Source organism: Streptomyces sp. NPDC058579, assembly GCF_042718575.1.
In the GTDB taxonomy this organism is placed as follows: Bacteria; Actinomycetota; Actinomycetes; order Streptomycetales; family Streptomycetaceae; genus Streptomyces.
In genome coordinates this window covers 24461-36644 of sequence record NZ_JBHXPI010000039.1, presented here as the reverse complement: position 1 = coordinate 36644, position 12184 = coordinate 24461, and the positions used below count along the sequence as shown (strand labels likewise).

Sequence of the window (12184 nt, the reverse complement as noted above, 5' to 3'; positions counted from 1 at the left end):
CCCCGCCTGGCGTTGGCGCCCGCGGCCCCCGGGGCCCCCGCGCCCCCCCGCGGGGCCCGCGTGGCCCGCGCCCGGGGGGGCGCCGGCCCCGCCCCCCCGCGGCAGGGGAACGGTCACACCGCCCACCAGACGGTGGTGTCGGCGGGCAGCTCCACTACACCCTCCCCATGGGAGACGGTCTCGTTGGAGAGGAGGAACCGGCCGGGCAGCGGGACGGAGATGGCCCGGCCGGTGGTGTTGGCGGTGCAGACGAAGCCGTCGCGGCGGAAGGAGAGCACACCCTCGGGTGCCTCCAGCCACTCGACGCCTTCGCCCGCACCGAGTTCGGGTCGCTCGCGGCGCACCGCGAGCGCGCTGCGGTACAGCTCCAGGGTGGAACCCGGGTCGCCCGCCTGCGCCTCGACGCTCAGTCCGCCCCAGGTCGCCGGCTGCGGCAGCCAGCTGCCCCCGCCGCCGAAGCCGTACGACGAACCCTCGACGGTCCACGGGATCGGCACCCGGCAGCCGTCGCGGAAGCCGTCCTGGCCGGTGGCCCGGAAGAACGACGGGTCCTGACGGACCTCGTCGGGCAGGTCGGTGACGTCCGGCAGGCCGAGCTCCTCGCCCTGGTAGACGTACGCGGAGCCGGGCAGCGCCAGCATCAGCAGCGTCGCCGCCCGGGCCCGGCGCAGACCGAGCGCGCGGTCGCCGGGCTCACGCAGCTGGGTGCCGAGGCCGGGCGGGTTGGCGAAGCGGGTCGCGTGCCGGGTGACGTCGTGGTTGGAGAGCACCCAGGTGGTGGGCGCGCCGACCGGGCGCATCGCGGCGAGCGAGGCGTCGATCACCCGGCGCAGCTCCTCGGCGTCCCAATGGGTGCCCAGGTACTGGAAGTTGAAGGCCTGGTGCATCTCGTCGGGGCGCACGTAGTGCGCGGTGCGCTCGACGGTCGGGGTCCACGCCTCGGCGACGAGGACGCGCTCCCCGTCGTACTCGCTCAGCACCTGGCGCCAGGAGCGGTAGATCTCGTGGACGCCGTCCTGGTCGAAGAAGGGCATGACGTCGTTGCCGAGCAGCTTGAGCTGATCGTGGGCGCCGATGTCGGGCAGCCCCTCGGCCTTGACCAGGCCGTGGGCGACGTCGACGCGGAAGCCGTCGACGCCCATGTCGAGCCAGAAGCGCAGGATCGAGCGGAACTCGTCGCGTACGGCGGGGTGTTCCCAGTTGAAGTCGGGCTGCTCGGACGCGAAGAGGTGGAGGTACCAATCACCGTCTTCCACCCGTGTCCACGCCGGGCCGCCGAAGATGGACTCCCAGTCGTTGGGCGGCAGTTCGCCGTTCTCGCCCTTGCCCGGGCGGAAGTGGTAGCGCTCGCGCAGCGGGGAGCCGGGGCCCTCGCGCAGGGCGCGCTGGAACCACTCGTGCTGGTCGGAGGAGTGGTTGGGCACCAGGTCGACGATGATCCGCAGGCCGAGATCGTGTGCCTCGCGGATGAGCGCGTCGGCGTCGAGCAGGTTGCCGAACATCGGGTCGATGGCCCGGTAGTCGGCGACGTCGTAGCCGGCGTCGGCCTGCGGGGAGGCGTAGAAGGGGCTGAGCCAGACGGCGTCGACGCCGAGGTCCTTCAGGTACGGCAGCCGGCTGCGGATGCCCTCCAGGTCGCCCATGCCGTCGCCGTTTCCGTCGGCGAAGCTACGTGGGTAGACCTGGTAGATCACCGCGTCTCTCCACCAGCCCGTGTGCGTGCCGGTGGTCGGGGCGGCGGCGGGGGCAGCGAGATGCTGGGTCATGTCTTCCTTGATCGGTAAGGAGATGGCGGAGGAGTACGGGAACGGGCCGCCGGGGCCCGTAGCGGCTAGCCCTTGACCGCGCCTGCGGACATGCCGGTCACCAGGTGCCGCTGGACGAAGAGGAACACCAGCGCGGCCGGGAGGGCGATGAGGACCGAGGCCGCGGACATCGGCCCCCACTGGGCGCCGTACTGGTTGACGAACTTCTGCAGTCCGCCGGCCAGGGTGAGGTTCTCGTCGCCGACCATGAAGGCGGAGGCGTAGGCGACCTCGCCCCAGGCGGTGATGAAGGAGTAGAACGCCGTCACCGCGATGCCGGGCTTGGCGAGCGGCAGGATCAGCCGCCAGAAGGTGCCGAACGGGGTGAGGCCGTCGACCTGGCCCGACTCGTCGATCTCGCGCGGGATGGTGTCGAAGAAGCCCTTCATCATCCACGCGCAGAACGGCACGGCGATGGTGAGGTACGTGATGACCAGGCCGGCGGGCTCGTTGAGCAGGCCCATCGACGACATGATGTTGTAGATCGGCACGATGAGGACGGCGACCGGGAACATCTGGGTGATCAGCAGCGTCCACATCAGCCCGCGCTTGCCGGGGAACCGGAAGCGGCTGACGGCGTAGCCGGTGGTGGAGGCGATGAAGACGCCGAGGACCGTGGTGAGACCGGCGACGAGCAGCGAGTTGCCGAACCAGGTGAGGAACGGGGTGTCGTTCAGCAGGTTCGTGTAGTTCTCGAACGTCGTCTCCTTGACGAAGTCCGACGTGCTCGCGTACTTGGCCGGCTTGATCGAGGTCAGGAAGACCCAGAGCACCGGGAAGACGGCGATCACGGAGGCCGCGATCAGGGTGGCGTGCAGCCCGACCGAGGCGAGCGGCGAACGGCGGTCGCGCATCGGGGTGTTGGTCACGGTCTGAGGGGTCGTGGTGGTCACCAGACTTCTCCCTGCTTGCGGAGGACGCGCCGGTAGACCGCGGCGAAGACCATCAGGAGGACGAGGATCAGGACGCCCCAGGTGGACGACTGGGCGAAGTCGCGGGGGCTGATCTCGAAGGAGAACTTGTACGCCTGGGTGACCAGGATCTGGGTGGCCTCGCCGGGACCGCCCCGGGTGAGCAGGAAGATCACCGGGAACATGTTGAAGGTCCAGATGGTGCTCAGCAGGATCACGGTGGTGGACACGGACCGCAGTCCGGGCATCGTGATGTGCCGGAAGCGCTGCCAGGCGCTCGCGCCGTCCATCTCGGCGGCCTCGTACAGCTCACCGGGGATGGACTGCAGCCCGCCGAGGAGGGCGACCATCATGAACGGGACGCCGAGCCAGACGTTGACGGCGATGACCGAGAACTTGGCCCAGGTGGGGTCGTTGAGCCAGGGCAGCGCGTCGAGGCCGCCGCCGGCGAGGATCTGGTTGAGCAGACCGCGGCGCTCGTCGTAGAGGAAGCGCCAGGCGAAGACCGAGACGAAGCCGGGCACGGCCCACGGCAGGATCAGCAGCAGCCGGTAGAGCGAGCGGCCCGCGATCTTCCGGTTGAGCATGTTGGCGAGGACCAGGCCCAGGCCGAAGGTGACCGAGACACAGGCGACGGTCCACACCAGCGTCCACCCGAGGGTGGAGAGGAACTGGTCGCCGCTGAGCGCGTCGACGTAGTTGTCCAGGCCGACGAACTCGTACGTCGCGGGGATCTCGTTGACGCCGATGGAGCGCGCGACGTTCCGCTCGTTGGCGTCGGTCAGCGACAGGTAGATGCCGCGCACCAGCGGGTAGCCGATGATCACGCCGATCACGACGACCACCGGGGCGATCATCGCCCAGGCGTACCAGTGGGTGGAGAGGGAGCGCCTCAGCGGGCCCCGGGACGTACCAGTACCGCGGCGCCGGCCGCGGGCGACGTTGTCGCCCGCGGCCTTCGCCACCGACTGGCTGCTGGTGTCCACAGCCATCAGCCGGCCTGCCTTCCTTCTACTTCCAGTCCTTCAGGAGCTTGCGGTAGGACTCGCCGATGGCCTTGGCTCCGGCGTCCGGGGTGGTCTGGCCGGTGAGGACCTTGGCGTACTCGACCTTGACCGGCTCGAAGAGGCTGCCGCCCTCGGGGATCCAGGGGCGCTCGACGGCCTTGTCGACGACCGGCTTGAAGAAGCCGATCATCTGGTTGCTCGCGACGTCGGGCTTGACGTAGACGGACTCGCGGGTGGGGAGCAGGCTGAGCTCCTTGGCGATCTGCGTCTGGGTCTCGACCGAGGTCATGTACTCGGTGAAGGCGTAGGAGGCGTCCAGGTTCTTGGAGCCCGCGTAGATCGCCAGGTTGTGGCCGCCCTGCGGGGCGCCCTGGGCGGCCGAGCCGGCCGGGACCGGGGCGATGCCCAGGTTCGCCTTGTCGGCGAACTCCTTGCCCGCGAAGGTGTCGGTGACGGCCCACGGGCCGTTGATGATCATCGCGACCTTGCCGTCCTTGAAGGCGGCCTGCATGTTGTCCCAGCCGTTGGTCGCGTCGGTGATCGCGGCCTTGGAGTCGACCAGGTCCTTCACGGTCGCGAGCGCCTTGACGCCGTTGGCGTCGTCGACGGTGACGGTCTTGGTCTCGGCGTTGACCAGGTCGCCGCCCTCGCCGTACAGGAAGGAGAGGAACCAGTACGGGTCGTCACCGCGCAGGTACATGCCGGTCTTGCCGGTCTTCTGCTTGATGGTGGCGGAGGCGGTCTTCAGTTCGGCGATGGTCTTGGGGACCTCGACGCCGGCGTCCTTGAGGATCTTCTTGTTGTAGAAGATGCCCATGGAGTCGATGACCTGCGGCACGGCGTAGGTCTTGCCGTCGAACTTGGTCGAGGCGGCGGCCTGCTTGAGGAAGTCGCCCTCGTCCTTCAGGGCCGGGGTGCCGTCGAGCGGCTGGAGGTAGCCGAGGCTGGCGAAGTCCGGGGTCCAGGCGACCTCGGAGCGGATGACGTCCGGGGCGCCGGAGCCGGACTGCGCGGCGTTCTTGAACTTGTTCTGCGCCTCGCCGAACGGCACGTTCACGTACTTGACGGTGACCTTCGGGTGCTTCTTGGTGAAGTCCTCGGCGATCTTCTTGAAGACCTTGTCCTCGGAGCCGACCGTGGAGGTGTCCCACCAGGTGACGGTGCCGGAGAGCTCGCCGGAGCCCTTCGAGCCGCCGCCGTTCGCCGAACCGTCGTCACTTCCGCACGCCGCCAGGGTCACGCCCAGGGCAGCGACCAGCGCGGTGGCCGCTATGCCACGCCGCATGTGAACTCCTTCAAAGATCCCGGGGTGACGAGGGGCTGGAACCTGCCTCATGCGACCGCTCCCTCGCGGCGCTCCGGGTTGCCAGGAACGTAACAGGGATGAAAACGCGCCGAAAGAGCTTGCGAGAACTTTCTGCAAGGACCGGCGATCGTTACATCGACGTGTCCTGAAGGTTGCCGACGAGTCGCTTGACAGCGGGCTCCGTCCCTCTCCAGGCCCTCTTGCGGCCGCTCACGGGCACTGCAAGTCTTTGCATCATCTCTTGCAGGACCGTTTCACGGCCGCTCCGACCTCGTTGTCAGTACGAAGCCCAGCCCCCGTAACAAGCGAGAGGGACACCGCACATGGCCCACGAGCTCACCTCACCGTCGATGTCGGACTCCGCAAGTTCTTGCGGGGGCCCCTCCCGCCCCGGCTGGTGGCGGGACGCCGTCATCTACCAGGTGTACGTCCGCTCCTTCGCGGACAGCGACGGCGACGGGGTCGGGGACCTGCGCGGCGTACGGGAGCGGCTGCCGCACATCGCGGGGCTGGGCGCGGACGCGGTCTGGCTGACGCCGTTCTACGCCTCCCCGCAGGCCGACGGCGGCTACGACGTGGCGGACTACCGCGCGGTCGACCCGGTCTTCGGGGACCTGGCGGACGCCGACGACCTGGTGCGCGCGGCGCACGGGCTCGGCCTGAAGGTCATCGTGGACATCGTCCCCAACCACACCTCCGACCGGCACCCCTGGTTCCTGCAGGCGCTCGCCGGGGTGGGCCGGGACCGGTACGTCTTCCGGCCGGGCCGTGGCCCGGGCGGCGCCCAGCCCCCCAACGACTGGGAGTCGGTCTTCGGTGGCCCCGCCTGGACCCGGGTCGAGGACGGCACCTGGTACCTCCACCTCTTCGCGCCCGAGCAGCCGGACCTGGACTGGAAGAACGCGGAGGTACGGGCGGAGTTCGACTCGGTGCTCCGGTTCTGGCTGGACCTGGGGGTGGACGGCTTCCGGATCGACGTCGCCCACGGCATGGTCAAGGCGGAGGGCCTGCCGGACATCGGGCACGGGCAGCAGGCGAAGCTGATCGGCACCCAGCGGCTGCCCTTCTTCGACCAGGACGGGGTGCACGAGATCCACCGCGGCTGGCGCCGACTCCTGGAGTCGTACGGCCCCGACCGCATCGGGGTCGCGGAGGCGTGGGCGCCGACGCCGGAGCGGCTCGCCCTGTACGTACGCCCCGACGAGCTGCACCAGGCCTTCAACTTCCAGTTCCTGAACTGCCCGTGGGACGCGGCGGCGCTGCGCTCGGTCGTCGACGAGTCGCTGCGCGCCACGGCCTCGGTGGGCGCCCCGACGACCTGGGTGCTCTCCAACCACGACGTCGTCCGGCACCCCACGCGGTACGGCAGCCCGGCGCGCGGCCGGGCGGCGGCGCTGCTGATGCTGGCGCTGCCCGGTTCCGCCTACGTCTACCAGGGCGAGGAGCTGGGCCTGCCCGAGGTCGTGGACCTGCCGGACGAGATGCGGCAGGACCCGGCGTTCCTGCGCGGCGACGGGCAGGACGGGCTGCGCGACGGCTGCCGGGTCCCGCTGCCGTGGACGCCGGAGGGACCGTCGTACGGCTTCGGTCCCGGCGGCTCCTGGCTCCCGCAGCCCGCGGAGTGGTCGGGCCTGAGCGTCGCCGCCCAGGCCGCCGACCCCGGCTCGGTCCTGGAGCTGTACCGCTGGGCGCTGCGGCTCCGCCGCGAGCACCCCGCCCTGGGCGCGGGGGACGCGGTGGAGTGGCTGGACGGGCTGCCCGAGGGGGTGCTCGCATTCCGGCGCCGTTCGGAGGGCGGCTCGGTCCTGGTCACCCTCAACACGACGGCGCGGGAGGTGCCCCTGCCGCTCACGGCCTCTCCCCTGCTGAGCAGCGCCCCGGTCACGGGGGACGGGACGGCTGTTCCCGTACTCCCCTCCCCCGCCCCGGAGTTCACCGCCCGCGCCGCGCATGCGCACAACGTCCGGGTTCCCGCCGACTCCTGCGTTTGGTGGGCAATCTGACGTGCGACCGGTACAGTCCAATCCCATGACCGCGCGGCTTGCCGACATCGCAGCCCAGGCGGGGGTCAGTGAAGCCACAGTCAGCCGCGTGCTCAACGGCAAGCCCGGCGTGGCCTCGGCCACCCGTGAATCCGTGCTTGCCGCACTCGACGTCCTCGGATACGAGCGTCCGGTACGGCTGCGCCAGCGCAGCGCCGGGCTCGTCGGACTGATAACCCCCGAACTGGACAACCCGATCTTTCCCGCGCTCGCGCAGGTCATCGGGCAGGCCCTGACCCGCCAGGGCTACACCCCGGTGCTCGCCACGCAGACCCCCGGCGGGTCCACCGAGGACGAGCTGACGGACATGCTCGTCGAGCGGGGCGTCTCCGGGATCATCTTCGTCTCCGGGCTGCACGCCGACACCACCGCCGACATGACGCGCTACGACCAGCTGCGCGGCAAGGGCGTCCCGTACGTCCTGATCAACGGTTTCTCGCCCAAGGTGCAGGCCCCCTTCGTCTCGCCCGACGACCGGGCCGCGATGCAGCTTGCGGTGACCCATCTCGCCGCGCTCGGGCACACCCGGATCGGGCTCGCGGTGGGCCCGAAGCGGTTCGTGCCGGTGCTCCGCAAGATCGAGGGGTTCCAGCGCGGGATGAAGGAGCGGCTCGGGCTCTCCCCGGAGGAGTCCGAGGAGCTGATCCAGCACTCTCTGTACACGCTCGAGGGCGGGCAGGCAGCGGCGGGCGCGCTGATCTCGGCCGGCTGCACGGCCGTCGTCTGCGCGAGCGACATGATGGCGCTCGGCGCCATCAGGGCGGCCCGGCAGCAGGGGCTGCAGGTCCCCCGGGACGTCTCCGTGGTGGGTTTCGACGACTCCCCGCTCATAGCGTTCACCGACCCGCCGCTGACCACGATCCGCCAGCCCGTGCAGGCGATGGGGCAGGCGGCGGTCCGCGCGCTGCTCGAAGAGGTCGGGGGCACCCCGGCGCCGCACAGCGAGTTCGTCTTCATGCCTGAGCTGGTCGTTCGCGGTTCAACCGCTTCCGCCCCCAGTCAGGGAAATCCCTGAAGGTCCCCGTGAATGCCTCCGTCTCAAGACGGAGCATGTGCGCCCCGAACCCGTCGGAGGGATGATCGGACGGGGGGAATGGATCTGGCAGACTCTCCTCCTATGGGTGAAGCGACCGTGAAGAGTTTGGAAGGCCGGACGGCGGCCAGCCCGTCACCCATGCTGGACGGTGACGGAGTGCGGGCCCGGCTCCGCATGCCACGACGACCCAGGATCTGGTTCGAGATCCTGCTCATCGGCGTCAGCTACTGGACGTACTCGCTCATCCGCAACGCGGTACCGGAGCAGAAGGCCCAGGCGCTGAAGAACGCCGACTGGATCTGGGACGTCGAGGCATCCCTCGGACTCGCCTTCGAGCAGACCGTCAACCACGCCGTGAACTCGGTGACATGGCTGATCGTCTCGATGAACTACTACTACGCCACGCTCCACTTCGTCGTGACGATCGGTGTGCTGGTGTGGCTGTACCGATGGCAGCCGGGCCGTTACGCGGCGTCCCGCACGGTCCTGTTCGCCACCACCGGTGTGGCCCTGGTCGGTTACTACCTGTATCCGCTCGCGCCGCCCCGGCTGATGAACGGCCAGTCCTTCATCGACACGGTCCTGGTCCACCACACCTGGGGCTCGATGGCCTCGGGCAACCTCAAGCACATGTCGAACCAGTACGCGGCGATGCCGTCGATGCACATCGGCTGGTCGCTCTGGTGCGGTCTGACCATCTTCGCCCTGGCCTCGGCGCCCTGGGCCAAGATCCTCGGTCTGCTCTACCCCGCCGCCACGCTGGTCGTGATCGTGGCCACCGCCAACCACTTCTGGCTGGACGCGGTGGGCGGCATGATCTGCCTCGCCTTCGGCTTCGCCGTCTCCTACTTCTGGTACGGCTCCCTCCCGAAGGGCCTCCCCAAGCTGGTGGAGACCCCTGCCCCGGTGGCCCGGGGCGGCCCCTCCTCGCGGCCCGCGACGGCCGACGAGGAGGAGCAGGAGAAGGAGCGCCTGAGCCGGTAGCGGCTGCTCGCTAGCCCCGGTGCGTGATGCGGCCGCCCGCGACCGTGAGGCGGATCGGGGCCTGTTCCGTCTCGTCGGCGGGGGCCGTCGCCGGGTCGAGGGTGAAGGCGGTCAGGTCGGCGCGCAGCCCCGGGGCGATACGGCCGCCGAGGTGCTCCTCCCCCGCCGCGACGGCCGCGTGCATGGTGAGGCCCTCCAGGGCCATCAGGCCGGTCAGACCGTGTCGGGCCGAGGCGGCGCCGCGCGGGGCCTGGGCGGTGGCGAGGACCTGGCGGGCGTCGTGGTGGGCGATGGGCCAGTCCGAGCCGAGCGCCAGGTGCGCGCCCGCCTCCCGCAGGTCCCGGCAGCGCCAGGCGCGGTCCGCGCGGACGTCGCCGAGCCGCTTGGACCACTCGTCGGTGTGGTCGGCCCTGGTGTACGCGGTGTGCGGGGGCTGCATCGAGGCGACGACACCGAGGGCCGCGAACCGGCCGAGCTGGTCGTCGGGGACCGTCTCGATGTGCTCGATCCGGTGCCGGGGGCCCGGGGCACCGAGCCCTTCCACCGTGTCCAGGACGTGCCGGACCGCCGCGTCGCCGATGGCGTGCGTGGCGGTGCCGACCCCGGCCTCGTGGAGGTGGCGTACGGCTGCCGAGTAGGCGGCCGGGTCGGGCCAGAAGGCGTCGGTGCCCTGGCCGTGGCAGTCGGCGTGCTCCAGCCAGGCGGTGCCGCCCTCGACGGTGCCGTCCATGAAGAACTTCACCCCGCCGACCCGCCACAGCCGCCCGGCCCGCTCCTGGAGCCGTACCAGCTCGTCCAGCTCCTCAGGCGTCGCGCCGGGCATGCACCAGGGCGCGAGCCGGAGCCGGAGCGGCAGGTCGCCGTCGGCCTCCAGGGCGGTGAGCAGCCCGGGGACGTCGTGGCCGCCCATGTCCATGACGTGCGCGCCGGTCAGTCCGGTCGCGGCCATGGAGCCGAGCAGCTCGACCAGGCGGTCTCGGCGCTCGATGAAGGGCTGGGCGGGCAGGACGGGCGTCATCAGGTCCATCGCCGCGTGTTCGATCAGGTGGCCGGTGGGCCGTCCGTCGGAGTCGCAGACGATCTCGGAGCGCTGGGCGAAGGTGCGGGGGCCGTCGATGGAGGCGAGCCTCAGGGCCGTCTCGCTCGCGAGGGCGGAGTGTCCGTCGTAGAGGCGCAGGAAGGCGGGGGCGCCGCCGAGGACGTCCTCGATCAGCTCGCGGTGGATCGGCCGGCCGCCGAAGGCGTTGTGGTCGAGGCCGAAGCCGACGATCCAGCCCTCGCGGCGTTCGGCGCCGGTCAGTGCCGAGCGGAGGCCGTCGAGGTCGCGGACGGCGGAGAGGTCCGTTCCGGTGGCCATCTCCAGGCCCCAGACCGGGTGGCTGTGGGCGTCGGTGAGTCCGGGGGTGAGGGTGGCGCCGCCGAGGTCGACGGTCTCGGTGCCGGGTCCGCGCCAGTCACGGGCGTCGGTGGCGTCGCCGACGGCGGTGATCAGTCCGTCGTGGACGGCGACAGCGGTGTGCGCGGAGAGCTCGGGGGTGCGGACGCGGGCGTTGACGAGGACGAGATCGGGGGCGGGCACGGAGTAGCTCCTTCTTCGGGCTCTGCTGCGAACTTCGCGTAGACCTCGGGGCGCGTGCGGCGGAGCCGGTGGGCGAGGAGGAGGCCGAGGGCGAAGACGGCGGGGACGAGGGAGATCAGGACGGTGTTGACGGTGGTGGACGCGCCGGTGAAGAGGTCGACGTGGGTGACGACGAGACCGATGGCCCCGCCGAGCAGGACGAAGGCGGCGACGGGCGCGACCACCGTGCGCAGCCTGCCCTCGTCGTGGCTGATCCGGCGGAAGAAGAGCGGTACGGCCAGCGCCGCGAGAAGCTGGAGGACCATCAGGCCGATCATGCCGGGGGTGTTCACCCAGAGCAGCAGTTGCTGGTACGGGTCGGCTCCGGCGGCCGCGAAGCCGACGACGACGACCGCGCCGAGGACGGTCTGGAGGATGCCGGAGACGTACGGGGAGCGGTGGCGGGGGTGGACGCGGGCGAAGGCGGCGGGCAGGACGCCCTCCTCGGCGAGCGCGAGGCCGTAGCGGTTGATCGCGTTGTGGAAGGCGAGGAGCGAGGCGAGGACGCTGGTGACGATCAGGACGTGCATCAGGTCGGCGGCCCAGGCGCCCACGTAGGTGGTGATGGCGGCGAAGAAGAGCCCGCCGGGGTCGTCGGTCGCGGCCTGCACGACCTTGTCCTGGCCGAAGGCCTGGATGACGGTCCACACGACGAAGGCGTAGAAGAGGCCGAGGAAGCCGACGGCGATGTAGGTGGCGCGGGGGATCGTGCGCTCGGGGTCGCGGGCCTCACGGCGGTAGATGACCGTCGACTCGAAGCCGGTGAAGGCGGCGAAGGCGAAGGCCAGGACGGCGGCGGTGCCGGGGACGAGCACGTTGCCGGGGGCGAAGGAGGTCAGGAAGAGCCCGTCGGCGCCGCCGTCGAGCAGGACGCCGCCCGCGAGGAGGACGAGTATGCCGGTCTCGGCGACGAGCAGGACGCCGAGGAGCTTGGCGCCGAAGTCGATGGAGCGGAAGCCGCCGTACCAGATGAGCAGCAGCCCGGCGAGGGAGACGGGGAGCCAGGGGATGTCGACGCCCCAGAGGGCATGGCCGGTGTCGGCGGTGGCGGTGCCGAGGAGTCCGTAGACGCCGATCTCCATGCCGTTGTAGCCGAGCATGGCGAGCAGGGCGGCGGCGATGCCGACGGGCTTGCCGAGGCCTCGGGTGATGTACGCGTAGAAGGCGCCGCCGTTGCGGACGTGCCGGCTCATGGCGGTGAAGCCGACGGCGAAGACCGCGAGGGTGATGCCGGCGAGGAGGTAGCCGGCGGGGGCGCCGACTCCGCCGAGGACGACGGCGATGGGGGCGACGCCGGCCATGACGGTGAGCGGGGCGGCGGCGGAGACGACGAAGAAGGAGACGTCGGCGGTGGAGAGCGTGCCGGTTCTCAGCCCCTTGGGAGCGGTGGTGGTCTGTGAGGACATGGAGCGGGAAGCCCTTCCGAGGCAGGAAACCTAAAGGCTTTCGGTTCGCGCAATGTAACCTCGCGTTCA

9 protein-coding genes are annotated in these 12184 nt (G+C 70.8%); 3 read left to right on the top strand and 6 right to left on the bottom strand.

The features are described from left to right. Nucleotides 1–113: 113 nt before the first annotated feature. From ACFWRO_RS30130 to ACFWRO_RS30115, 4 genes are all read right to left on the bottom strand, one after another. On the bottom strand, nt 114–1766 hold the full coding sequence (locus tag ACFWRO_RS30130) for a glycoside hydrolase family 13 protein (RefSeq protein WP_384515576.1): 1653 nt from the start codon (nt 1764–1766) through the stop codon (nt 114–116). 65 nt (nt 1767–1831) lie between these two features. Then, entirely contained in the window at nt 1832–2659 is an 828-nt protein-coding gene (locus ACFWRO_RS30125; RefSeq protein ID WP_384515642.1) for a sugar ABC transporter permease, read from the bottom strand. A gap of 35 nt (nt 2660–2694) precedes the next feature. Continuing rightward, a complete protein-coding gene (locus ACFWRO_RS30120) occupies nt 2695–3708 on the bottom strand; it encodes a carbohydrate ABC transporter permease (RefSeq protein WP_384515573.1) in 1014 nt (337 codons plus the stop codon). 19 nt (nt 3709–3727) lie between these two features. Beyond that, complete coding sequence (locus ACFWRO_RS30115) at nt 3728–5008, bottom strand: extracellular solute-binding protein (protein ID WP_384515571.1); 1281 nt, start codon at nt 5006–5008, stop codon at nt 3728–3730. A gap of 344 nt (nt 5009–5352) precedes the next feature. Between ACFWRO_RS30115 and ACFWRO_RS30110 the strand changes: the two genes are divergently transcribed. From ACFWRO_RS30110 to ACFWRO_RS30100, 3 genes are all read left to right on the top strand, one after another. Continuing rightward, nucleotides 5353–7032 carry an alpha-amylase family glycosyl hydrolase gene (locus ACFWRO_RS30110; RefSeq protein ID WP_384515568.1) on the top strand — a complete coding sequence of 560 codons (1680 nt, stop codon included), beginning with the start codon at nt 5353–5355 and terminating at the stop codon, nt 7030–7032. A gap of 25 nt (nt 7033–7057) precedes the next feature. Further along, nucleotides 7058–8086, top strand: a complete 1029-nt coding sequence (locus tag ACFWRO_RS30105; RefSeq protein ID WP_260226580.1) for a LacI family DNA-binding transcriptional regulator — start codon at nt 7058–7060, stop codon at nt 8084–8086. Nucleotides 8087–8188: 102 nt separating this feature from the next. Then, nucleotides 8189–9091 (top strand): phosphatase PAP2 family protein, encoded by a 903-nt coding sequence (locus ACFWRO_RS30100; RefSeq protein ID WP_384515565.1) that lies wholly within the window; start codon nt 8189–8191, stop codon nt 9089–9091. Between the two features lie 10 nt (nt 9092–9101). Here ACFWRO_RS30100 and ACFWRO_RS30095 read toward each other — a convergent pair whose 3' ends face one another. Then, on the bottom strand, nt 9102–10670 hold the full coding sequence (locus ACFWRO_RS30095) for an amidohydrolase (protein WP_384515563.1): 1569 nt from the start codon (nt 10668–10670) through the stop codon (nt 9102–9104). After that, a complete protein-coding gene (locus tag ACFWRO_RS30090) occupies nt 10580–12115 on the bottom strand; it encodes an APC family permease (protein WP_384515560.1) in 1536 nt (511 codons plus the stop codon). Before ACFWRO_RS30090 ends, ACFWRO_RS30095 begins: the two co-directional genes overlap by 91 nt. Nucleotides 12116–12184: the final 69 nt, after the last annotated feature.